Origin of the sequence: Thalassospira sp., from assembly GCF_048059015.1 — a bacterium.
Classification (GTDB): domain Bacteria; phylum Pseudomonadota; class Alphaproteobacteria; order Rhodospirillales; family Thalassospiraceae; genus Thalassospira.
The window spans coordinates 39,824-64,108 of record NZ_JBLLNT010000020.1 but is presented as its reverse complement, the minus strand read 5'-3'; the positions used below and the strand labels follow the sequence as shown (position 1 = coordinate 64,108).

22 protein-coding genes are annotated in these 24,285 nt (G+C 54.3%); 6 read left to right on the top strand and 16 right to left on the bottom strand.

The features are described 5' to 3' along the window. Positions 1 to 217: 217 nt before the first annotated feature. The 4 genes from ACMZ66_RS20955 (at position 218) to ACMZ66_RS20940 (ending at position 6,460) form a co-directional block, all read left to right on the top strand. Complete coding sequence (locus tag ACMZ66_RS20955; protein ID WP_416940320.1) at positions 218 to 886, top strand: hypothetical protein; 669 nt, start codon at positions 218 to 220, stop codon at positions 884 to 886. Between the two features lie 157 nt (positions 887 to 1,043). After that, positions 1,044 to 5,078, top strand: a complete 4,035-nt coding sequence (locus tag ACMZ66_RS20950; RefSeq protein WP_416940318.1) for a beta strand repeat-containing protein — start codon at positions 1,044 to 1,046, stop codon at positions 5,076 to 5,078. Positions 5,079 to 5,176: 98 nt separating this feature from the next. Then, positions 5,177 to 5,548: a hypothetical protein gene (locus ACMZ66_RS20945; RefSeq protein WP_416940316.1), complete on the top strand. Its 372-nt coding sequence runs from the start codon at positions 5,177 to 5,179 to the stop codon at positions 5,546 to 5,548. Between the two features lie 24 nt (positions 5,549 to 5,572). Further along, on the top strand, positions 5,573 to 6,460 hold the full coding sequence (locus ACMZ66_RS20940) for a DUF2336 domain-containing protein (protein ID WP_416940314.1): 888 nt from the start codon (positions 5,573 to 5,575) through the stop codon (positions 6,458 to 6,460). A 218-nt stretch (positions 6,461 to 6,678) separates the two neighbouring features. Here the strand turns inward: ACMZ66_RS20940 and ACMZ66_RS20935 are convergent, their stop codons facing one another. From ACMZ66_RS20935 to ACMZ66_RS20895, 9 genes are all read right to left on the bottom strand, one after another. Then, positions 6,679 to 7,800, bottom strand: coding sequence for an alpha-hydroxy acid oxidase (locus ACMZ66_RS20935; protein ID WP_416940312.1), 1,122 nt, complete (start codon positions 7,798 to 7,800; stop codon positions 6,679 to 6,681). Positions 7,801 to 7,820: 20 nt separating this feature from the next. Next, entirely contained in the window at positions 7,821 to 8,225 is a 405-nt protein-coding gene (locus tag ACMZ66_RS20930; RefSeq protein WP_416940310.1) for a universal stress protein, read from the bottom strand. 69 nt (positions 8,226 to 8,294) lie between these two features. Continuing rightward, positions 8,295 to 9,302 (bottom strand): alcohol dehydrogenase catalytic domain-containing protein, encoded by a 1,008-nt coding sequence (locus ACMZ66_RS20925; RefSeq protein ID WP_416940308.1) that lies wholly within the window; start codon positions 9,300 to 9,302, stop codon positions 8,295 to 8,297. After that, positions 9,299 to 10,051 (bottom strand): SDR family NAD(P)-dependent oxidoreductase, encoded by a 753-nt coding sequence (locus ACMZ66_RS20920; protein WP_416940306.1) that lies wholly within the window; start codon positions 10,049 to 10,051, stop codon positions 9,299 to 9,301. Before ACMZ66_RS20920 ends, ACMZ66_RS20925 begins: the two co-directional genes overlap by 4 nt. Before the next feature lie 6 nt (positions 10,052 to 10,057). After that, on the bottom strand, positions 10,058 to 11,365 hold the full coding sequence (gene hisD / locus ACMZ66_RS20915; RefSeq protein ID WP_416940304.1) for a histidinol dehydrogenase: 1,308 nt from the start codon (positions 11,363 to 11,365) through the stop codon (positions 10,058 to 10,060). 9 nt (positions 11,366 to 11,374) lie between these two features. Continuing rightward, a complete protein-coding gene (locus ACMZ66_RS20910; RefSeq protein WP_416940302.1) occupies positions 11,375 to 12,706 on the bottom strand; it encodes a TRAP transporter large permease in 1,332 nt (443 codons plus the stop codon). A gap of 8 nt (positions 12,707 to 12,714) precedes the next feature. Further along, entirely contained in the window at positions 12,715 to 13,149 is a 435-nt protein-coding gene (locus ACMZ66_RS20905) for a TRAP transporter small permease (RefSeq protein ID WP_416940300.1), read from the bottom strand. Positions 13,150 to 13,355: 206 nt separating this feature from the next. After that, on the bottom strand, positions 13,356 to 14,495 hold the full coding sequence (locus tag ACMZ66_RS20900; RefSeq protein WP_416940298.1) for a TRAP transporter substrate-binding protein: 1,140 nt from the start codon (positions 14,493 to 14,495) through the stop codon (positions 13,356 to 13,358). 27 nt (positions 14,496 to 14,522) lie between these two features. After that, positions 14,523 to 14,699, bottom strand: coding sequence for a hypothetical protein (locus ACMZ66_RS20895; protein WP_416940296.1), 177 nt, complete (start codon positions 14,697 to 14,699; stop codon positions 14,523 to 14,525). Positions 14,700 to 14,890: 191 nt separating this feature from the next. Here ACMZ66_RS20895 and ACMZ66_RS20890 point away from each other — a divergent pair, with 191 nt between their 5' ends. Further along, positions 14,891 to 15,919, top strand: a complete 1,029-nt coding sequence (locus ACMZ66_RS20890; protein WP_416940294.1) for a LacI family DNA-binding transcriptional regulator — start codon at positions 14,891 to 14,893, stop codon at positions 15,917 to 15,919. Between the two features lie 1,087 nt (positions 15,920 to 17,006). Here ACMZ66_RS20890 and ACMZ66_RS20885 read toward each other — a convergent pair. From ACMZ66_RS20885 to ACMZ66_RS20855, 7 genes are all read right to left on the bottom strand, one after another. Next, the gene (locus tag ACMZ66_RS20885; RefSeq protein ID WP_416940292.1) at positions 17,007 to 18,113 is read right to left on the bottom strand and encodes an ABC transporter ATP-binding protein; all 1,107 of its coding nucleotides are present in this window, start codon (positions 18,111 to 18,113) and stop codon (positions 17,007 to 17,009) included. Position 18,114: 1 nt separating this feature from the next. Next, a complete protein-coding gene (locus tag ACMZ66_RS20880; RefSeq protein WP_416940290.1) occupies positions 18,115 to 18,930 on the bottom strand; it encodes an ABC transporter permease in 816 nt (271 codons plus the stop codon). Further along, the gene (locus ACMZ66_RS20875; protein WP_416940349.1) at positions 18,927 to 19,472 is read right to left on the bottom strand and encodes an ABC transporter permease; all 546 of its coding nucleotides are present in this window, start codon (positions 19,470 to 19,472) and stop codon (positions 18,927 to 18,929) included. Before ACMZ66_RS20875 ends, ACMZ66_RS20880 begins: the two co-directional genes overlap by 4 nt. Further along, positions 19,360 to 19,845 carry a hypothetical protein gene (locus ACMZ66_RS20870; protein WP_416940288.1) on the bottom strand — a complete coding sequence of 162 codons (486 nt, stop codon included), beginning with the start codon at positions 19,843 to 19,845 and terminating at the stop codon, positions 19,360 to 19,362. The genes ACMZ66_RS20875 and ACMZ66_RS20870 overlap by 113 nt, the downstream gene beginning before the upstream one ends. 90 nt (positions 19,846 to 19,935) lie before the next feature. Continuing rightward, positions 19,936 to 21,216: a flavin monoamine oxidase family protein gene (locus tag ACMZ66_RS20865; protein ID WP_416940287.1), complete on the bottom strand. Its 1,281-nt coding sequence runs from the start codon at positions 21,214 to 21,216 to the stop codon at positions 19,936 to 19,938. Positions 21,217 to 21,289: 73 nt separating this feature from the next. Beyond that, positions 21,290 to 22,171: a phytanoyl-CoA dioxygenase family protein gene (locus ACMZ66_RS20860; protein ID WP_416940285.1), complete on the bottom strand. Its 882-nt coding sequence runs from the start codon at positions 22,169 to 22,171 to the stop codon at positions 21,290 to 21,292. Positions 22,172 to 22,255: 84 nt separating this feature from the next. Further along, on the bottom strand, positions 22,256 to 23,386 hold the full coding sequence (locus ACMZ66_RS20855) for an ABC transporter substrate-binding protein (RefSeq protein ID WP_416940283.1): 1,131 nt from the start codon (positions 23,384 to 23,386) through the stop codon (positions 22,256 to 22,258). Positions 23,387 to 23,601: 215 nt separating this feature from the next. Between ACMZ66_RS20855 and ACMZ66_RS20850 the strand changes: the two genes are divergently transcribed. Further along, complete coding sequence (locus ACMZ66_RS20850; protein ID WP_416940281.1) at positions 23,602 to 24,276, top strand: TetR family transcriptional regulator C-terminal domain-containing protein; 675 nt, start codon at positions 23,602 to 23,604, stop codon at positions 24,274 to 24,276. Positions 24,277 to 24,285: the final 9 nt, after the last annotated feature.

Below are 24,285 nucleotides of genomic sequence, written 5' to 3'. Positions count from 1 at the left end.
ACTGGCCTAATTGTTACTTTCGTTTGACCGTGTAGGCGGTTGAACGAAAACATATAGCAATCGTATTGCTTGGAAACACGGGAAATCCCTTATTTTGACTACAAAGCTTAACTGCGATGCTGCTGACAGTGACAGGCATCACAGCCAATCGATAAAAAATAAATAAAATGCGAATTAAATTTTAGTATATGCGTTGAAGCGCGGAGGGAAATAAAAGGTGGTTGCAGCAAATAGCCAGGCTTTCAACAGCAGTGTAGAGCTGTTCGACTTGGATTCCGCCAGTTTTTCTGAACTGCAGCAGGATGAGTTTTCTCTGGTCCCTCAGGGTGAAGTTTCTGAAGAAGTTGATGTTACAACGACAAACACTCACGCCGGTTCAGGAACCGAACAGGCGACGCAGGCAGATACATCAGAAGGATTCAGCGGCTTTAGCGGTTCAACCGTTCAATTGCTTCGGATCACGATATCGCGGGAAGCGGTACAGCAGGCACTGAACGCAGAAGGTATTACTGAAGGTGTCGTCAGAATAGATGTGTCTGATTTCCTGGACGGGCCAGAAGGAGGCGACAGAGGCGAATTACAATTGGCGCCGAGCGAACTTGATGCTACCGGCGGTGTTGAAGTCGGTGATGACGGTATTGTGTTTCTGCAGATTTCACCCGATGCACCCGAAGCGTCTATCGATCTTCAGGCGGCTCTCGGACCGGTTGGCTTCGATTTCCCGCAAACAACGGAAACTCCTGAACCCGTCGCACTTACGGAAGAAGTGCCTGTTGACGAACCCGAAACCGATTTGCTCGACGAAAACGATGATGAGGTCGATGGTGCGGATGATGATGAGACCGGTGAAACAGAGTCGATAGAATTCAGAAGCATCTGCGCCTGAACTTTTCGTTCAGGACGCTGCGGGGCGGGAAGATTCTGCGATTGACCTGGATATTCGGGCAGCGCTGACAGATCTGGATGGATCCGAGACAATTGCGGTTGAAATCTCAGGTATCCCTGAGGGCGCCATTCTGAAAGCCGGTGATCAAACAATCACAGTGAACGGTGGTAAAGCGATCCTAACGCCTGATCAGTTGAACAATTTGACCATCATCCCGCCCGTCAATTCATCAGATGATTTTGACCTGACCGTGACCGCTACTGCCACCGAAACGAACGGTGGCGCGACTAATACCGTAACGGGTGCGCTGTCTGTAACTGTTTCGGGGGTTGCGGATCTGGCTGATTTGACAGTCAACAAGGCCACGGGTGACGAGGAAACGGCAATTTCTCTCGATATTCAAGCCGGTCTGACCGATACTGACGGGTCTGAGACACTTCATGTAACAATCTCGAACATTCCGAACGGGTCAACTCTAACGTCGAACGGACAGGAAATTACCATTAATGGTGGACGGGCAGATGTTACACCTGATCAGCTTGCCGACCTGGCTATCACTCCTCCTGTCGATTTTTTTGGCAAAATCAAGCTTCAGGTTTCAGCTGTTACGCAGGAAGCTGATGGTTCGACAGCGGAAACACCGGCACAGACACTTACTGTCAGAGTTATCGATGTAGTCGACCGAACCCTTGTTCAGGGAACCCCCAAAAGCGATACTATTGATGGTACAAGCGGTAACGACGAGATTGATGCCGGAAACTCCAACGATCTTGTGAATGGTGATCGTGGCCACGATCTTATTCGCGGCGAAGGGGGCAATGACCAACTGTTCGGTGGTGCTGGGAACGACACGCTGATCGGCGGTGACGGGTTCGATACACTCGATGGCGGATCAGGGAACGATACGTTTGTTCTGGACGGTAGCCAGGATGCTTTTGACGTTCTGCAGGGCGGATCAGGCACCGATACGATCCGAGATGCGAATGACGGCGATATCGAGCTGAACCGTTTCGGCCCGGATAACTCGATTGAACGCATCGATGGCGGTGAGACGGCGAGCAGGATAGTTGGGGACAATCACAGCAACACGCTGGATTTCAGCAACACCCGACTGACCAACATCAGTGAGATAGATGGTGGGGCCGGTGCTGATACAATCATCGGGTCGCGCGGCAATGACACGATTGATGGTGGCAGTCAGAGTGATGTGCTTAGCGGTGGCGCTGGCAGGGACACCCTAACAGGAGGATCAGGGCGCGACACGCTGGACGGTGGTTCGGGCAATGATACATTTGTCCTGGACGACAGTCAGGATGCCTATGACGTTCTGCAGGGTGGGTCCGGCACGGATACGATCCGCGATGCGAATGACGGCGATATCGAGCTGGGTACATTCAGTATCGACAATTCTATTGAGCGGATTGACGGTGGTGAGACAGCGAGCCGGATTGTCGGCGATCGCGCCAACAATACACTGGACTTTAGCAACACTCGTATGACCAACATCAGCGAGATTGATGGTGGTCTTGGCAGTGACACGATCATTGGGTCTCGCGGCAATGACACCATCGATGGCGGTCAGCACAATGACCAGCTGTTCGGTGGTGCCGGGAACGACACGCTGATCGGCGGTGACGGGTTCGATACACTCGATGGCGGATCAGGGAACGATACGTTTGTTCTGGACGGTAGCCAGGATGCTTTTGACGTTCTGCAGGGCGGATCAGGCACCGATACGATCCGGGATGCGAATGACGGCGATATCGAGCTGAACCGTTTCGGTCCGGACAACTCGATAGAACGGATCGACGGCGGCGACACGGCAAGCCGGATTGTCGGCGACCGCAACGGCAACACGCTGGACTTCAGCAACACCCGGCTGACGAATATCGGCGAGATCGACGGTGGCGACGGCAATGACACGATCACCGGATCGCGCGGCAATGACACCATCGATGGCGGCCGGAACAACGACGTCCTCGACGGCGGCGCTGGTAACGACACGCTGATCGGCGATCAGGGCAACGACCAACTGTCCGGTGGATCGGGTAACGACACGCTGATCGGCGGTTCGGGCACGGACACGCTGGATGGTGGATCGGGGAACGATACGTTCATTCTTAAAGACAGTCAGGATGCCAATGACGTTCTGCAGGGCGGGTCCGGCACGGATACGATCCGGGATGCGAATGATGGCGATATCGAGCTGAACCGGTTCGGCCCGGACAACTCGATAGAACGGATCGATGGCGGCGACACGGAGAGCCGGATTGTCGGCGACCGCAACGGTAACACGCTGGACTTCAGCAACACCCGTCTGACGAATATCAGCGAGATCGACGGTGGCGACGGCAATGACACGATCACCGGGTCGCGCGGCAATGACACCATCGATGGCGGCCGGAACAACGACGTCCTCGACGGCGGCGCTGGTAACGACACGCTGATCGGCGATCAGGGCAACGACCAACTGTTCGGTGGTGCCGGGAACGACACGCTGATCGGCGGGTCCGGCACGGACACGCTGGATGGTGGATCGGGGAATGATACATTTGTCCTGGACGGTAGCCAGGATGCCAATGACGTTCTGCAAGGCGGGTCCGGCACGGACACGATCCGGGATGCGAATGACGGCGATATCGAGCTGAACCGGTTCGGCCCGGATAACTCGATAGAACGGATCGATGGCGGAGACACGGAAAGCCGGATTGTCGGCGACCGCAACGGCAACACGCTGGACTTTAGCAACACCCGGCTGACGAATATCAGCGAGATCGACGGTGGCGACGGCAATGACACGATCACCGGGTCGCGCGGCAATGACACCATCGATGGCGGCCGGAACAACGACGTCCTCGACGGCGGCGCTGGTAACGACACGCTGATCGGCGGTCAGGGCAACGACCAGCTGTCCGGTGGATCGGGTAACGACACGCTGATCGGCGGTTCGGGCACGGACACGCTGGATGGTGGATCGGGGAACGATACGTTCATTCTTAAAGACAGTCAGGATGCCAATGACGTTCTGCAGGGCGGGTCCGGCACGGATACGATCCGGGATGCGAATGATGGCGATATCGAGCTGAACCGGTTCGGCCCGGACAACTCGATAGAACGGATCGATGGCGGCGACACGGAGAGCCGGATTGTCGGCGACCGCAACGGTAACACGCTGGACTTCAGCAACACCCGTCTGACGAATATCAGCGAGATCGACGGTGGCGACGGCAATGACACGATCACCGGGTCGCGCGGCAATGACACCATCGATGGCGGCCGGAACAACGACGTCCTCGACGGCGGCGCTGGTAACGACACGCTGATCGGCGATCAGGGCAACGACCAACTGTTCGGTGGTGCCGGGAACGACACGCTGATCGGCGGGTCCGGCACGGACACGCTGGATGGTGGATCGGGGAATGATACATTTGTCCTGGACGGTAGCCAGGATGCCAATGACGTTCTGCAAGGCGGGTCCGGCACGGACACGATCCGGGATGCGAATGACGGCGATATCGAGCTGAACCGGTTCGGCCCGGATAACTCGATAGAACGGATCGATGGCGGAGACACGGAAAGCCGGATTGTCGGCGACCGCAACGGCAACACGCTGGACTTTAGCAACACCCGGCTGACGAATATCAGCGAGATCGACGGTGGCGACGGCAATGACACGATCACCGGGTCGCGCGGCAATGACACCATCGATGGCGGCCGGAACAACGACGTCCTCGACGGCGGCGCTGGTAACGACACGCTGATCGGCGGTCAGGGCAACGACCAGCTGTTTGGCGGCGCTGGTAACGATACCTTGCTCGGAGGAGATGGCCGGGACCAATTATTTGGTGGCGACGGTAGAGATCACCTGATTGGTGGTGAAGGAAACGACACGCTGCAGGGTGGCGCGGGCCGCGATGCTTTGGAGGGTGGCGACGGCGATGATCTATTCATCTTTGGTTTTGGTGACGGCTCCGATACCGTCGACGGTGGCGCAGGCTGGCTGGATACAATTCGATTGGAAACCGATGGCGTTTCCCTTGATCCCAGTTCCTTCTCGATAGAACTGGACAGCGGCACGATAAAATCGCAAACAGAAGATTATGTGGCTCTTTCGAATGATGCCTCGGGAACAGTTACACTCGACGATGGCAGCAGGGTGGCATTCGAAGGCGTGGAAAGAATAGAATGGTAGGCCGTGGCGGGGTCGTCTCAGGATGACATTGGCACTTGGTTTCAACGTATGAGTCCGGGCAGGGTCGCCGAACACGCTGGGATCCCAGGAGTAATGTTATGCTAAAGTGGGTTTTCGGCGGTCGCCGTGAAGAGGCCAGCAAAAGCGCGCTTGCGCCTGTTTATGAAGATGCCCGGAACATCGCGGCAAATGGCAGTGTTGATGAGCGGAAGCGTCTGGCGGCGAACTCTCAGTTACAGCCGGAGTTTCTATATTTATTCGCAACAGACCAATCCGAAGATGTAAGGCGGGCAGTCGCCAACAACGAAGGCACGCCAATCCAGGCGGACCTGCTGCTGGCGCGCGATCCGGACGAGTATGTGAAGGTCGCTCTCGGCAAGAAAATATGTCGTCTACTTCCAACCCTGTCGCCGGATCAGAACCGCAAGGTCGCGGATATGGTCTTCGAAGTTGTCGATATATTGAGTTAGGACAGCCTACCACACGTTCGGGGAATGATAGCGGAAGAGGTCAAACAGCTCGACAATATTCCACCGAGAATTATCCAACGATTAGCTCGGGATGCCGAGGCAATCGTCTCTGCTCCGGTGTTAGAGTTCTCACCTCTTCTAACAGACAGCGATCTGATTGAGATCGTGATGTTAGGGTGTCAATCGTCATCCCTGACAGCCTTGGCGCGACGAAAAAATCTCGGTAGCGAAGTCAGTCTGGCCATTGCGACAACGGAGGATGAGCAGGCGGTGCCGATGCTGCTGACAAATGCCAGTGCGGATCTAACCGAAGAAACTCTAACGGCGATTGTTGAAACTGCGGAAACTCATCCTGGCTGGCATAGCCCTCTCGCTGGCCGGGGTGGTCTGGGTTTGAAGCTAATACGAAACATGGCGCGCTATATCAGTGAAACGACACTCAACAAACTGATAGAAAATAACGTCCTTGTTGATGAGGCGTTAGAAAACGAACTACGCGCCTCTATCGCAGCACGGGTAGCGGAACAGGAAGAGGCCGATGACGCGACAAGACTGCTGGAGCAGCAGGATGCTGATCGGGAAAAAGCTCAGAAGATGCTCGATAAAGGAGAGTTGACGGCATCTGCTCTAACCGCGGCGGCCAAAAATGAAGAAAGAGAATTTCTGGTTCAGGCCCTCTCTTTGATTAGTGAGGCAGATGCAACAGATGTTAGGCGATTGCTTAATGCCAAAGATCCGAAGTTGGCCGTCTCAATCGCCTGGCAATGTAAAATGGGGATGGCGTTTGCTGCTGCGATTCAGGCTCACATAATGAAGCTACCTGAAAAATCACAGTTGGCAGCCAAGAATGGTGAGTATCCTTTAAGCGAGGATGAGATGGCGTGGTCGCTTGAAATGCTAGGCATCGTTTAAAAAGGTTTTGAGCACCACTTCCAAGTTGGGTGCAGTTACCTAAATGGCATTGTCATGCGTTGACAACTTGGCATCTACAGCAAAATAAAGCTTCAAGGAACAACGATCTGCTGCCCTCCTCGATTGGCAGCAACCACTCGCTGCCTAAACCACCCTGGCCCGTTAACCTACTGAGACGAGTTCGCGTTCGTCTGACAGCACCCTTTCACGGACCTGCCCTAAGTGTCTGTTGCGAGCGAGTCTTCCAAATCAGTCATGCTCGTTTTGCCGATCTGTGCGAGCGTTGTGCTGATCTCTGCCGCCACCAGATCGCAATACTGAGACAGACCCTGTTCTCCCCCGCCGGCAATGGCGAATTGCAGAGCCCGACCGAGGAATACAAAATCGGCCCCCATCGCATACGCCTTGACGACATCCTCACCCGTCCGCAGGCCCGTGTCATAAAACAGCGGAAACTCCTTTCCCAGTGCTTTCCGGATTTTCCGAAGCGCCAGAATCGGCGGAACGACACTGTCGAGTTGCCGCCCGCCATGCGTTGAAACCTGGATTGCATCGACCCCGCTTTCTTTAAGCTTCAGGGCGTCGTCAATCGATGTAACGCCCTTTACTACCAGCATGCCCTGCCAGCGATCGCGCAATCTTGTCAGCAGGTCCCAGTCCGCAGCGGCCCTGCTTTCGGTCCGATCGAACACGAACCCAGGCTTGGTAAAGTTCGCCATGACCGGCTTGCCATGATAGAGACTCGACAGGGACCATCGTGGATGCATGGCGAAGTCCACGAACTGCCGAGGACCAATCCGGAACGGCATCGTAAATCCATGCCGCATCTCGCGCGGTCTGCGTGCGACTTCCGGAACATCCACTGTCAGAGTCAACGTTCGATAACCGGCTTCCTTCGCTCGGTCGACCAGTTTCATCGTACCGCTGCCATCGCCGCTGAAATACAGTTGGAACCAGGCGTGCCCTTCAGCTGTCTCGATCATCGTTTCCAGAGACGTGGACGCAACGGTAGAAACACCGACAGGAACCTTGTGCCGGGCAGCCATCCGCGCCAGCATCAGATCTGCGCCGGGCGCGGACAAATTACACATGCCCATCGGGCTTATACCAAATGGCAATTTTCCTTCATGTCCGAACACGGTGCTTCCGATCGAACGATTGGAAACATTTACAAGAATCCGCGACTGAAGCCGGATATCGGCAAGAACCGCCCGATTTACCGCTTCGCCATGACCGGTACCCGCAGCGCCATCGATGTAATCGAATACCATCCAGGGCAACCGGCGGCGCGCTGCAGCACGGGCGTCGTCATAGCTGAAGAGTCGGGGCTTTCCGAACACGATATTTCGCGTCCTGTCCCTTATCGAATGACATGAACCGAACAGGGGGCGTGCCTGACAATCCGGGCTGCCGTCGATCCGAGAAAGTAATCGATCAGTCCGGGTTTGTGCGAACCGACGATGATGCAGTCTGCGCCGATCTTTTCTGCATAATCGGTGATAGCACGGCCGGAATGCCCCTTGATCAACATTAACTCGACATCCGGTTCATCAGCAACGCGGGTGGCCAGAGCATCCTTCGCGCCCTGCAGCGCCTTTGCGACGGCCTCTTCATCAACATATGCATTAACGGAGCCCTGCAGCGGTTCGTAGACATGCACAGCAACAATCTGCCCGCCATCGGCCCTAAGGCTGCGCGCAACCTTGAAAGCCTGTTTTGCAATGCCATGTTCAAGTGCCAATGACACAATAATCTTATTATACATAACCGTTCCTCTGGGTGTTTGCCCCGCTACAGGACGCTGATACTGACGGGTAACGAAATCTGACTGTCTTCAGGCGCTTTCCATATGATCGGGAATCAAGATTGTTTTTGGAGCGGGCGCGCTTCCAGACCTGATATTTCTGAAAACCTGCGCCCCTTCGGAAAGGGGTTGCATATCTATCCAGTTGAGCGGTCCAAGGCGTTTGTCGAAAATAGCCCGGGCGGTGTTTCGGAAGTCATCGGCAGTATATGTATACGTTCCGATGAAGCTGATTTCCTGCAATGTCATTCGACGGATATCAAGCCCGCCTTCATTCTCGCCCAGACCGATATGCACAATGGCGCCGCCGGGTCTTGCATGAGTCGAAGCCGTGGCGCGTGTTTTTGAATATCCTACCCCGTCGATGACCAGATCGAATGCGGCTGCTTCATCCAGTTCGTCGGGCGCGATGACATTGAAACCGCTAACCGCCAGAAGAAAATCGCGGCGGTCGGCACTGGCTTCCAGTACCGTGATCGTCTCAACACCCTGTGCATCAAGCGACAATGCCGCTCCAAAGCCGATTGCCCCGCCGCCGATAACAAGACAGTCGATTTCAGGCGCTGCGATATCGATGGCACCGAGGCCAACGCGCACGCCGTGCCATCCACAGGCCAGCGGCTCGGTCAGGGCAGCATGCTCCAACGGGATATCGTCCGGTACGGTAACAAGGTTCTCCTCCGGTATCGCAATATACTCAGCGAAAGCACCCTGGCGCGGCGCCATGGATACTATCTGGCGGGACGCGCACAAATTGGTTCGGCCCGAACGACAGTCACGGCATTTTCCACAGGTAACCAGAGGGTTGAAAGTCACCCGTCTGCCCTGCTCCGGTCCGGACGCAACAATACCGGCAGCTTCATGACCCAGGATGAGGGGCGCCGGCCTGCGCTCATCATGCCCCAGATAGGCATGCATATCCGACCCGCACACACCCGAAGCCATGATGCGAACCAGCACCTGACCTTCCTCGATAGCAGGAAGCGGAACGTCGCAATATTCCAGTGTTTCTGTTTTTGTGTAGACAAGCGCTTTCATTTCGCCGTGTAACCCCCGTCCACAAAAAGGATCTGCCCGGTAACATAATCGCTTGCAGGAGAGCATAAAAACAGCAGAGGCCCGTTCAAATCATCCGCTTCGCCGTTCCGTCCGATACATGTCTGTTTTGCTATCTGTCTCGACAAAGCAGGGTTGTCGAATACGGGACCCGTCAGTTCTGTTTTGAAAAACCCCGGTGCCAGTGCATTCGAAGTAATACCATGACTGGACCATGCTTCCGCCATGGCTCTTGTCATCTGCTCGACGCCGCCTTTTGATGCTCCGTAACTGATACCATTGGGAAACGCGCGCCTCGATTGCAGGGAAGCAAAGTTGATAATTCTGCCCCAGCCTTTTTCCTTCATCGCACCGACAAGGGCCTGTGCCAGAAAAAACGGAACCGAAAGGTTGAGGGTCAATGTCCTGTCCCACCCCTCCGCTGTCACACTGTCAGCCGGTTCCCGCGTGTTGAGGCCGGCAGCGTTGATCAGAATGTCCGGCGCACCGAACGGTTTCGATGCCTCTGTGGCTATACTCTCTATAGCGGATCGGTCCGACAGGTCGGCGACAAGAGATGCCGTATCGCCAGTCGTTTCGCTCCGCCAGGCCTCGAGCAACTCTGCTCTCCGTGCGATCCCAACGACACGCGCACCCTTCGATGCCAGAAATGTCGCTGCGGACCGGCCAAGACCACTGCTTGCTCCGGTAACGCAGGCGACTTTTCCCGTAACGTCGAATAGCTCTGTCATTCTCAGTTAACCGCTTGCAGATAGGTCGAATGTTTCATCGGGAAAGTATTTATGAAGCCGTGCATCGGCGGTACGTGCATGTCCTTCCATGCCTTCGAGCCTGGAGATTCGGGCCGTTGCCTCTGCAACCGGTTTGGAGCCTGCCCGGGTGGCGCGTTGCCAAGTTACAATTTTCATGTATTTGTGCACAGAAAGGCCACCAGTATACTTTGCCGACTGCGATGTCGGCAGGACATGGTTGGTGCCCGAAGCCTTGTCCCCGAATGCAACCGTTGTTTCTTCCCCCAGGAAAAGGGAACCATAGCATTCCAGACGATCAAGCCACCATGGTAGATCCTCAGCCTGAACGGTTAGGTGCTCCGGTGCATATTCATCGGACGTCAGAGCCATTTCTTCGCGGTTATCGCATACGATGACTTCAGCATAATCCCGCCAGGCTGCGGCGGCGTTATCCCTGTTTACCTGCGGCAGGTCTTCAATAAGTTCCGGTACAATCTCCATCACCTTCACCGCCAGATCATGGTTATCCGTTACCAGCCAAACCGGAGAATTGTATCCATGCTCGGCCTGACCTACGAGATCGGTCGCAACAATAAAGGGGTCTGCCGATCTGTCAGCCAGGATAAGGCTGTCGGTTGGTCCGGCTATCATGTCGATCCCCACCCGTCCGAACAGAATTCGCTTCGCTTCTGCAACGAACTGGTTGCCCGGCCCGACAAGAATGTCTGCCTTAGGAAGGCCGAAAAGACCGAATGTCATGGACGCTACACCCTGCACACCACCCATCGCCAAAATCTTGTCCGCGCCGCACAAATGCGCAGTGTACACGATCGCTGGTGCAATGCCTTCGTTCGGCTTTGGCGGAGAACACGCTGTAATATGCTTGCAGCCGGCAACATGCGCTGTGGTTACCGTCATGATGGCGCTGGCGATGTGGCTGTAACGGCCGCCGGGAACATAGCAGCCGGCCGCCTGACACGGGATCGCCTTTTGACCCGCAATCAACCCCGGTACGATTTCCAGCTCTACATCCTGTAATGTGCTTTTCTGCGTTTCCGCAAACCGCCGAACATTATCGTGTGCGAAGGCGATATCGTCTTTCAGTTTCTGGGAAACCTTTTTCGATGCTTCCGCAATGTCCTCTTCGCTCAACAGGATTGACCCATCATACTTGTCGAACTTCTTGGCATAGTCGATTGCCGCCGCGTCTCCGCCGGATTCGATCGTATTCAGTATCTCCTGAACAGTAGCGTGAACATCCGATGCATCGGACTTCGATGTCAGATTGGCTTTTTTCAAGTAATTACGCGGCATTTCAGGTTCCTATCTGAGATTGTCGGGCAGCATCGTCAGCGAAATCTCGGGGAAGAACCCGATGAGCAGGGTGACGATGAGCATAAAGAAAACAAAGGGACCGACACGGGAGGCAATTCGAAGAACGGACTCGCCTGTAATACCGGACACAACGAACAGGTTGAGCCCAAGCGGCGGCGTGATGAACCCGACGCCAAGCGCCGTAATCATCATGATGCAAAACTGGATCTCATGCATGCCGATGGAGTTGGCCAGCGGCTTAAGGATCGGCGCCATGATCACGATATTCGGCGTTGTTTCCATGACGCACCCGGCAGCGATAAGGATGCCGATCATGATGAGGGTAAGCATGTAGGGATTTTCTGTCAGCGACGATACCGACGCGACAAACCCCTGTGGCACGCCGAGGATTGCCAATGCCTGGGCCAGTGGCAGCGAGAAGGCGATAATCGGTAGAATGACACCGTTTACCTTGGCAGAACTGACCAGCATTGCCGGAAAATCAGAGAACTTTAATGTCTTGAGAATGAAGCCGAGAATTATCGTAACGATAACGGCTGTTGCACCGGCTTCCGTTGGCGTAAGCCGGCCCGAGAAAATCCCGTAGAAGATTATACCCGGAACAAGAAAGGCATACCAACCATCGACAACAACCCGTCCGAGATTTGCAGCCCACTCCTTCACACTCATTCGGCCGCCGCCTTCGTAGGAATACACCCTGTTCACCACAAGGTTGGTGATCAGGATGGAGACCAGAATGGCGATACCGGGAATAAGCGCTGCGACAAAAAGCGTTGAGGCGGATATGCCTAGCACCAGCCCGATGATGATATAGGCGATGGACGGCGGTATCAGAACACCGGTACAAGCGCCGGATGCAACCAGCGCGCAGGCATAGGGCCGCGGGTAGCCGGATTCCACAAGGCGGTCGATGGTCATCCGGCCGACCGCTGCAGCTCCTGCTGCGTCCGAACCGGATATGGCGGAAAACATCCCGCAAACAGGTACGGTTGCCGATCCAAACCCGCCTTTCGTCCAGCAGGTGAGCGCTTCGGCAACGTTCAGGAATTTTCGGCTCAGCCCCGACCGGACGAGAACGTCACCGGTCAGAATGAAAAGAGGCACGGCGGTAAGAGCGAACGCATCGATACCGTCAAACAGAGATTCTCCAACAAGCGATAATGGCAATGCACCAGACAACAGAAGCATTGCAATGGCCGACGCGCCGACAGACGCCCAGATCGGCACTGCCAGCACACACAGCACCACGAACATGATTACAGGGATATAGAAATCCCATCCGAGTATGACGGTTTGTTCTTCAATGGAAGGAAATAACATCGTACACCTCAATCAAACAGTTTGTCGCCCTCGTAAACAGGCTCGCCTGTCCGAAGGGCATTGACGTCGCGATACAGCGATTGCAGGAGACGACAAATCATTATGGAAAAACCGATTGGTACGGCGGAAAGAAACCAGACCATAGAGACCCGCAGGCCATGGCTGACAGAACCGAACTCCCAGGAAACCATGACGGTTTCGAATGACCAGTAGAGAGCGATGAGGGCGACAGCGAACATCACCAGGTCGCCGAATATGTAGACAACCGCCTTTCCCCTGGCCGACAGATAATGCATCAACACATCGATGCGGATATGGGCTCGTTCCCGAACGGCAGAGGCCGCGCCGATCCAGGCAAGGTAGATGAAGGAATAGCGCACAATCTCTTCGCCCCAGATTGAAGAATAGGCGAAGATTTCCCGACGCAGCACCTCGATGAACATGGTCGCGACCAGAAGCACATAGAAGAACAGCAGGGCCCAGCGCTCAGCATTTTTGTTTAAACTGGATAGAAATCAACTCATCACTCGGCTCACTTTCATAGCAAGCTGCCATGCGGGAATAACCGGTCCACACGATCAAGCCATTGAGAGAAGTGGGTAAAGAAACGTGCCGCCGGCAGCTGTTTGCTACCGACGGCAAATTCTAGTTAAGCGTCATGAACGTAGTAACGGCCTTGAGTGCTGGCACCCTCTTCGAGCCTGTTGAAAGCATCCATGGAGCCGGCCAATTCGACCTTGAAATCATCCCACTCACTTCGCTGGTAACCGCCTGCCGCTTTCCATTCGCCGAGTTGGCTTTCAGAAAGCGAATGGAATTCCACACCTGATTTCCGAAGTTCCGCCATTGCGTAGTTTCGGGCAGATGGCACCTTGGCGAGGTTCTGGTGACCCGTGATCTCAGAAGCAACCTCTATCCCTTCCTGAACATCGGCGGGAAGACTCTTGAACCATTCAAGATTACAGGAAAATACCTGACTGTCCGGCACTGCCTGGGTAAAGGTTACATGGCTGAGAATATCCTTGAAGCCGAACACAAACAGGGCGCCGACTGACGGATCCAATGCATCGGCAACCCCTTGCTTGATCGCCGAAGGTGTTTCGCCCCAGGCTACAGGCGTCGGGTTGGCGCCGACCATCTTGTAGTACTGCTGGAGCATTTTCGAACCCGGCACACGGAACTTCACGCCTTTCAGATCGCTCGGCGTGATAACGGCGCCGGCACCGCCCTTCCGAACGGCTACGACCCGCGGGTCAATGACAATATAGAACAGGGCCTTGAAGCCCTTTTCCTCGACCTTTGTTTCAACATCGGTCTTCCATGCTGACGAATGCACGAGATTCGTAAAACGCTGGTTAGAACCGCAGAAATACGGCATGTTGATGAGATCTGCCGCCGGCGCGAACGCGGCAAAGTTCGACAACGAATGCTGTGCAGCCTGAATTGTGCCGGCTTGCACCTTTTGAACCAGCGCACCGCCGGCACCCAACTGACCGCCCGGAACAAGCTTGACGTAAATCTTTCCGTTCGTTGCGTTCTGAATGTTTTCCTTCAAATCGAGCTGCAAGATTGGATAACTTCGCGAAGCGCCAAGAACATAAGCCGTGGCAATTGTCATTGTGTATTCAGCGGCGGCCTTGCGCTCGTTTTCTTCTTTTGCAGTTTGAGCCGCAGCCTCATCGGACCACAGAGTTCCAGCGGCACCGGCAACCATCGCTGCTGTGAAGGCACCCGTACCGGTTAATTTGAGAAAGTTTCGACGTTCTGCAGATTTTATTTCATTATTCATACCCATTTCCTCCCTAGGTTGGTGGGCTTAGTTTTTTGATTTCTTGGCGGCAGCCTCCGACTTCAAAATAGCAATGACGAAGAATAGCGTAGAGGCGGCCAACACCAGCATTTCGAAAACATCTTTCAAAATCTGGTTGCCCGCTACAGCACCCAGGAAGACATTCAGAAAGTATATGGCGAACAAGACCACTGCGATTCCCATGTACATATCCCGCCCTTTCGTCCATGGCATAATCTGACGCAAACATAGTGTAAGCCCTTACATTATCGAATGCAAGCGCTTACATTAAAACATATGGCCATAATGTACTGAATAGTCCATGTTGCTTCCAAGCGAACGAGACCCGCTATATTGTTTGGGGACGTACCTGTAACACCGCGCCGGAGACACCGTTGAAAAATGCATCTGTTCCAACACTAGAGGATGTCGCACGCGAGGCGAGAGTGTCTACCGCGACCGTTTCGAGGTGTCTGAATTCTCCTGAACGCGTTATCGAACCTACACGGGACCGTGTTCTGTCGGCGGTGCGAAAGCTTGGCTACTATCCTAACTTCGGTGCACGGGCACTGGTTGCCAAAAGAACAAACACCTATGGCGCCGTCATCCCGACGATGGACAACGCAATTTTCGCCAAAGGCATTCAAGCCTTTCAGGAAGCGCTTCACGAGAAAGGAAAAACACTCTTCATTTCAAGCTCGTCCTACCGGGAGGACATCGAGGAAGAGCAGATCAGAACACTATCGGCGCGCGGCGCTGACGGATTGCTGCTGATCGGTCACCACAGGAACGACGAAATATACAAATTCCTTGAAAAACGGGGCGTTCCGGCTCTCGCTGCTTGGGTTTACGATCCGGAACAGCCCCGGCTTTCGATCGGATTCAACAATCGCCGGGCGATGAAAGAGCTTGCAAAAATTGTAATAGCCAGAGGGCATCGAAAAATTGCCGCGATCTCTGCTCCACAGGCCACGAACGACCGTGCCCGAAACAGAATTCTGGGAATCCGCGATGCGATGACGGAAGAAGGCATACCGCCGGAGTCTTTACAGCTCATTGAGACAGCTTACGGCATTGAAACGGGTGAGAATGCTTTCAGAGACCTGATGGCAAAACCGAACAAGCCGACAGTTGTCATGTGCGGCAACGATGTTCTGGCTATTGGCGCGCTTCAGGGTGCCAGGCATATGGGGATACAGGTTCCCGAGGATGTGTCCATCACAGGGTTCGATGATATTGAACTGGCCTCCATTGCCGATCCCGAATTGACCACCGTCCACGTTCCTCACAGGGAAATGGGAAAGCGGGCTGCACAAATGTTAATCGATATGGTTGAAGGTACCGCACCGGCAAACAGTATCGAACTGATGACCAGGGTCTGTATGCGAAAGTCTTTAGCCAAGCCACGCGACAACGACGCATAACAACCGGTACTAAGGTCATTGCTCTATCGACGGCGTTGTCAGAGGAAAACGGCTTGAGGCTCGTGTTCACTAGAACTCGCCTGACCGGATGATAAACAAGAACCCATTTCGTTATTTCAGAACCTCTCCTGAGATCATCCGCCTGGCCGTCATGATGTACGTCCGGTTTCCACTTTCACTGCGAAATGTCGAGGACCTTTTGCATGAACGCGGCATCGACGTCAGTCTCGAAACAATACGAGTTTGGTGGAACAGGTTTGGCCCGATGTTCGCGTCTGAGATCCGGTGCAAGCGGGTTCGTTCATCGCCCGATTATTCCAACTGGCAGTGGGATGTGGACGAGGTCTTCATGAAGATCAATGGCGACACCATTACCTGTGGCGCGCTGTCGATCGCGTATCCATTTGGTGCGATGTCTTCGACCTTGAGAGCGACGACATCACATCCCCGAAGCTTGCTATCGATCGCCAGATTGAACATAGCGAGATCTCGATACTTCTTCGCCAATTGCAACTTCGTTCTGATTGCCCATACGTGCTTGGGCCGAATCGGTGGTTTCCGACCAGTAATCTTCCCCTAGTTCCACGGAACAAACTCGAAATCATGGCTGCTCATTGCTGCCCCCTTTTCTTTGTAGAGAGGAGTACAGCCTGCGGCTAAAACCATTGATCGACTAGGAATGTCCACGTCCGAGGGCTAAACAACCAGGAGTCATGAGGAATCTAGGGTCCGGGTCGTGCCATAAGCAGAAACAGCACTACGCAACGGCCAGTGCAACTATTTCGTTCTGAATATCTATAGTGGTAAGTTATTGGTGAACCGAAGTAGACAAAAGAGTCCGATATTTTCTGGTTAGACTATTGATCAGCTATCACATCTGTGTCGCTTTGCTCGATAAGGGTATTCCTTGATCGGAGTTGATTGGCCTTCCTTTCATCGCAGGTGCTACAGTTCAGAAGCAGGTTCATTCGAATCTGGTGTGCATCGTATGCCTCGTAGGTAACGATGCCGCCAATAACAAGAAACAGACACAGGATGAGGCTGCCAATTACGGTGCGCCGTCTCAATTTCACTCACTCCAAAGGTTTTATTGCTCGACCATCGGCAGAAGAATGCCTGCTTCATAGCTCCAATTCAGCCAGACATCACTTTTTTGCCCACCAAACTCCGAGACCGTACCTTCCACATTCTGCATCAATGCCATGACAGTATTGCTGCCGCCATTCACTGAGACATAGATATGCGAACGGTCTCCCAGGAAGGCCGCATTTGCGATCTGACCACCAACAGTGTTCGTTTCACCTTCCGCTTTCTGATTTGAAACAGAAATGTGCTCCGGCCTAAGCGCGACAACGACCTTATCGCCTTGCGAGACCGGTAGATCACCTTTCTTCACCAGGATCATCCCAAGATGTTCAGTATCCACGTGTGCCATGTCGTTGGATATATCGCGGATTTTACCATCAAAGAAATTCATCGATCCCAGGAAATCAGCCACGAAGTGTGTTCTTGGGTGGTGATACAATTGAGGCGGTGCACCAACTTCCAGCACCTGACCTTCGCTCATCACGGCGATCCGGTCAGACATGGTCATGGCTTCTTCCTGATCATGGGTCACGAAAATGAAGGTGATGCCGACGCTTTTCTGCAACTCTCTCAATTCAAGCTGCATCTGTTCGCGCAGTTTCTTGTCCAGCGCCCCCAGCGGCTCGTCCAGCAGCAGTACCTTCGGCTTCTTGATCAGGGCGCGCGCCAGCGCGATACGCTGTCTCTGGCCGCCGGAAAGTTGATGCGCACCACGCGAGCCATAGCCCGGCAGCTTGATCATTTCCAGCGCCTCCTCGACCATCCGGGTCATCTGATCCTTCGGCAGCTTGTCCTTGCGCAGGCCGTAGGCGATGTTCTGCTGGACGGTCAAATGCGGAAAAATCGCGTAGTTCTGGAACACCATGTTGACCGGCCGTTTGTGCGGCGGTGTATACCCCATGGGCTGACCGTCGATGAAGACATCGCCTGAACTCGCCTCTTCAAACCCGGCAATGATCCGCATCAGTGTTGTCTTGCCGCAGCCCGACGGCCCGAGAAGCGAGAAAAACTCGCCTCGCCTGATATTGATAGACACATCGTCTACCGCCTTGACCGGGCCAAAACGCTTGGAGAGGTTCTGTATGGAGATGAAGCTCTCATCATTCATTTCAGTCGTTTCCTAAATCAGAGGGTTGTGTTCCCAGCCGCCTAAACCACTCGGCGAAGACAACAACAAAAATGCTGACCACCAGAATGCAGGACCCCAGCGCCAGCACGCTCGGCAGCTTGGTGGGGAACCGCAACTGGCTCCAAATGTAGATCGGCAGGGTCGGTTCGTCGCCTGACAGGAAGAAGGCCAGGATGAACTCATCGAACGAGATCGTGAAGCATAGAAGCAGGCTGGAGACAATTCCCGGCAGCGAAAGCGGGAAGGTCAATCGCCAAAAGGTCATCCAGGGGGTTTCACCCAGATCCTGGGATGCTTCTTCCAAACCCTTATCAAATCCTTCCAGACGAGACATCATCACCAGCATGGAGAATGGCACACAGATCACGACATGACCGACCCCGATGGTTATCAGGGTGAGCGGCACGTTGGCCTGGCTGAACACGACCAGCAGTGAAATACCGAGGATAATTAATGGAATCACCAGGGGGATCGTGATGAATCCCTTCAGCGACCGGTTATAGGGGATCGAATAGCGCGTGAACGCCTTTGCCGCCATGGTTCCGAGAATCGTTGAAATGATCGAGACGACCACGCCGACCTTGACGCTGTTTTCCAGCGCATTCAGAAGGGCCGTACTTTCCGACATTTCCTCGTACCACTGCAGGGTAAACTCCTCCAGCGGAAAGGCGATATAGATTGCATCGTTGAACGAGAACAACGGCAGAAACAGAACCGGAATGTACAGGAACGCCAGATAAATGACGGTGTAGGAGCCGGCCAGAGAGAAGGGTAGTTTCTTGCCGCCGATCCTCATGCCAACCTCTTTTTGATCTGATGCATCAACAGCAGAACGCCGCAGACGACGGCTGTTATCGTCATCATTGAAATGATCGAGATTGCAGCGCCAAGCGGCCAGTTGTTTCCTCGTCCGAACTGCGTCTGAACCAAATTGCCGATCATCACGCCGTTGTTGCCGCCGACCAGTTTCGGCGTAACGTAGTCACCAACGGTTGGGATGAAGACCAGCAGAAACGCCGCCGTGACGCCGGGCAATGACAGGGGAAGGGTTACCCGCAGGAAGCTCCAGAACGGGCTTTCTCCCAGGTCGGCTGAAGCTTCCAGAAGCGAGCGGTTTATCTTTTCCAGCGACACGTAAATCGGTAAAACCGCAAAGGCCGCCCAGGCATGCGCAAGCGTGATGACAACCGCTTCACGGTTGTTCAGCAGGAATGTCAGCGGCTCGTCAATCAGGCCGATTGAGATTAGACCTGAATTGATAACCCCGTTGTAGCCGAGAATGATCTTCCATGCGAAAACGCGAAGCAGATAGCTTGTCCAGAAAGGCAGGGTTATCAGGATAAGCCAGAGCATCTTCCGCTTTCTGACCTTGAAGGCAATGAAATACGCTGCAGGATAGGCTAGGATCACCGTCAAAAACGCGACCATTGCCGAGTTCTCTATCGAGCGCAGCAGAACCAGCCGATAAATTCTCGAAAAACGCGTCGTAGTTTTCCAGCGTGAAGCCAGGCGTCAGGGTCATCCCGACCTGGGTCCAGAAACTGAGTCCGATCAGGACAAGGACGGGCAGGGCGAGTGTCAGCACCAACAGGATCAGTGTCGGCGAGAGCAGCGTCAGCCCACGTCGCGTTTCCTGTGACATGCTGAAGCGATCGCTGTTTGGCGCGGCTTTTCGGCCGGTTGCAATCGAAGAAGCGGTATCAACGGCCATGCAGTTCAACCCTTGCGACCCGGACCAACGCGTCGTTCAGACCATTGGTTTTGATAACACGTCCGATGCCAAGAAAATGATGTCCCTCTATCATACATTTTCTCTCGACAATGTTCGGGCGATTTCTTCTGCGGCCCGAATGCCGGATTCGTAGGCACCATTGCAGGTGCCTTGCCCGCCGTAGACAGTGGCTTCACCCGCAAAAAACAGCAAGTCATTGATGGGGCGCGCCAGATCAGTTCTTTTGTCAGCATGTCCCGGTCTGGCGCAGGCCCAAGACCCGCGTGTCCAGGGCTCCGATTCCCAGGCCGTTGCAATGCAACGGTCGGCATGCTTGCGAATACCGTTGCCGAAGATATCCGCCATACGATCTATCGCAAATTCTTGCAAAGCCTGCCTGCCCTGCTTTTCCAGCCAAACCCCAAGGCGCCCGCCAACGAAGACCGATGCCGTGTTGAGCCCCATGACACTGGCATCAACTTTCCCCGCATGTCCGTCCGTTCTCCATGTCGTAACATGGGCCCGGCCATCATCGCCAAAAATATCCTTGTCAAAACGAACACCGATCTTGTTCTCAGTTCCCATCGGCAGATTGTGTATCGCTTCTGCCTTCCAGTCCGGCAGTCCGGGCGAGAAGCCAAGTTCGCCTGAACCGAGAAACCCTGTTGATACGGTAATCAAGGCGCATCGACCGGAAACCGTTCCCTTCGGCGTCTCCAGCTTCACGACGCTTCCGGACCAGTCGATTTTTTCAACACGACAATTAAGGCTCACATCAACATCGCGCCCCCACGCGGCGACCAGATTGCCGTAGCCGCGCAGAGCCTGATGCCCAAGTTCGCCTTTCGTTGACGCTGAGTCTGCTGTCGACACCTGATCGACATCCATTCCCCAGGCCGTGCCGATAGCGGTCAGAAAGGGCGGCGCATATTCATGATCCATATCGATCACGTCACTGATGGCAACATCGCGGCCTTGCTCACCAGCCTTTGCAATGGCGTTGTAGCAATCCGTATAGTATTGGATGCAGGCGGCTTGCTCGTCGGGGTTCAGAGTGTTTCCGTCGCGGTAGAAGCGATGATTACGGAGCAGGAATCGATCGCTCTTGTCTCTTGAAAGTGCAATGCCCAATTCGTCCGCGATTTTTACGAAAGGGTTGGAATCGCCGCCAACCAGCCAGGCGCAACCCAAGTCGAACCATTCGTCGGGTGCAATTTCTTCAGAATAAGCGCGGCCGCCGATCCTGTGCGAGGCTTCCAGCACCTTATATGTCAGGCCAAGCCTCGATAACTCTTTCGCTGCCGACAAACCCGCCGCCCCGGCACCAACGATGATGACATCCTTGTTCGAATACAGCGCCTTTACTCCCACCCTGCGCAGGGATCATTCATTCGATTGAGTTCCCCTATCAAGTGAGTGGATTCCGGGTACGCCCGGTTTCGTATCATACACCGGCTTGTGCTTTCACATCTTCAGCGGTCCCTACATATCCGCCGCGGTTTCCGCCCCAGGCCGGAACCGGGGGCTCGGCTACCCATGCCGGGCAGTCACCACGGTAGGAGCCGCATTGATCGTCGCCTTTTCCATGCGGTGTATAGCCCAGCAGGGCTCGCAAACGCGGTGAAAACCTGGCGGCGACTTCCGGCGGATGGTTCAAATACTGGTTTGATTCCTGCCGCAGCCAGCCAAGGGAGTAAACATTGATCAGGCCCATACGGGGCGCATTGCTTCTGTTTGCTCCGCCGCCATGCCACATTGATCCCAGATAAAACAGGGCCGAGCCCTTGGGCATTACCGCAGATTCCCAACTATCAAGATGCGGCAGATGCCAGGCCCGAAGGAACCGGTGGCTGCCGAGGACGACGCGCGTGCCGCCATTTTCTTCTGTAAAATCCTCAAGTGACCACATGACGCCAATCTGAAGTTCCATGCCGGCGTGATCGATCGGAAACGGTGTGTCGTCACGATGCAGTGCCTGGGCTCCTTCGCCGGGCAGAATCTCGATCGCCGTCATGCTGCCGATGTGATAATTGGCGCAATGCGGTAAAAGGATTTCGTTTGCAACATCGACAACCATGTCATGATCGACGATTGCGGCGGCGCTCGGCGCGACGGCCAGCACCTTGCTGATGCGGTTTGTCAGCGATCCGTTGAAATTGCTTTCCGATGCAAGCCCTTGCGCATCCAGTTCCGGACGGAGTTCAGCGCGAACGGCATCCACAACGGTATCATCAACAAGGTTCTTGACGATTACAGCGCCATCGCGACGAAGAATTGATACGACTTCGGCGGCATCAACATCCTTGTCGAGAGTTTGGATCGGCATATGGGTCCTCCTTATCGCAAACCGCACCCACCGCATACAATCATGCGGTGGGCAAGGTTACGTTCGTTTCGAGATAGTAACTGACTAGAAACCGGCCTTGATTTCCGAGAACAGCGAGGCTGTCTTGCTCTGAAACTCGACCGTCATCTCTGTCTGGTACTTGCCGGACTGTAACAGCTCTGTCGGATTTCTGCTCAGACCCAGTTCTGCAAGCCGTTCCTCGCTGACCAGATCAAACGCTTTCGTATTCGAATGACCATAACCGTAGTCATCGATCAGGAACCGCCCGGATTCGGGGCTGATCAACGAGTTGATGACGTCATGCGCCTTGTCGAGATGCTTTGCCTCTGCATGGATGACGGCCCCGCAGACCCAGGTCAGCGCCCCTTCCTTGGGGTTGGCGAACTTCACTGGCACGCCTTCCTTTTTCAGCCGTGTCGGTGTTTCGTTCCAGGTCATGGCGGCGACAAGCTCACCGGACGCCAGCGACTGTTCCATGGTCGTCACGTCATCGTAGTAAGCCAGAACCAGCGGCTGCTGTTTTCTCAGGAGTTCCGCCACTTTCTCGATATTTTCTTCCGTGTGGATTTCCTCGAACGGGATGCCTGCATAAATGGCGGCGCACCACCAGGTGTCGCCTTCATTTGCAAGAATACCGATCTTTCCTGCATAGCGCTCGTCCCAGAGAAGACCCCAGGATTCCTCCCCGTTCTTCAGATCGACAAGGTCGGTACGGTAGGTAATAGAGTTCTGGCCCCAGTCCATGGCGGCGAAGTAGTGATCGTCGCCTCGATGCCCGATTTCCGTAAGCGACGGAATCATGTCCGGCCAATTCGGCAGCTTGGATAAGTCGAAGGGCTGAACCACACCGGCGTCAATCCACGTGCCGATATTGGTATTGCAGGGATGCAGGACATCGACCTCAAACCCGGCCTGAACTTTCGTTAAAGCTTCACTACTGCTGGCATAAGGCGCCATGTCCGGCAGCGCGCCGTGCTTTTCCTGGTAATAGCCCAGAAGCTCGGGAACGTCGTATCCGCCCCAGGTAAAATAGAATGCTTCCTCGCCAGCGGCTTCGGTGGAACGTGAAAACATTGGCATTGCAACCAGCGACACCCCTGCTGCCCCCAGCAACTGACTAAACTGACGACGCGACAACTTTCCCTCTGCCGCTTTTTCCATCATTTCATCGACGGTCATTTCTTTCTTCGACATCTTTGTGTCTCCCTGTTCTTGGCAAACTTAAAAAAGCTGGCTCCTAAAAAAGACTATTTTCCTTTTTACGCGTGAGTCAATTAATTAAAATGAGCGTTCACTCAAATAAATCTATTTTCAGAGTGTATTTTTCACTGCTAGGGTCCCGCCGGTGAAAGCTGTGCCTAGGTATTGGTGTCAGTTCCTGAAAATCAATCTGTGGACTTGAGATAACAATGAAAACATCACGGGTTGGCAGGCCGAAAGGCGAGAACGTCGATAACGCCAATCGTCGGCGTAAACAGCTCATCGATGCTGCCATTCAATCTATCGTGGAACACGGCTTGTCTGCGACGACCCTCGCAACCGTCGCCAAGGCATCCGGTTTGTCGCAAGGCACTGCTGTTTTCTACTTCAAGAATAAGCAGACGTTACTCTATGAAGCCTTCCGGTCTCGTTTGGATGATTACAGAAAGACATGGACGGATACCCTTTCAGAAGTCGGCCCTGATCCAGTCGATCGCATTGCAACCCTTGTATTTGCTTCGATGGATTCGAAACTGTTGACGCAACAGGATATGGCATTCTGGAACTCTTTCTGGCCGGCAGCCTCCAGACAAGCGAATCTGAACGAGATATATGAGCAGTTTGACGACGAACGACAGGCTGTTTTGCTATCTTTGTGTGAAGACGCAAAGAAACATATGGAGAAGACGGCCTGGACGCCTAAAACGGTTGCGCAGACCCTTGAAACGATCGTCGAAGGCGTCTGGATTCGGCTGTATTATTCCTCGTCGCATATGTCTGCTAAAGATGCTCGAATTGTAGCAGGAACCTTGCTTTCAACCATGTTCCCTGGCCGGGCTGGCGACATCATGAAAATGGCCAAGAATCCCGTGAACGACAACTAACGACAATTG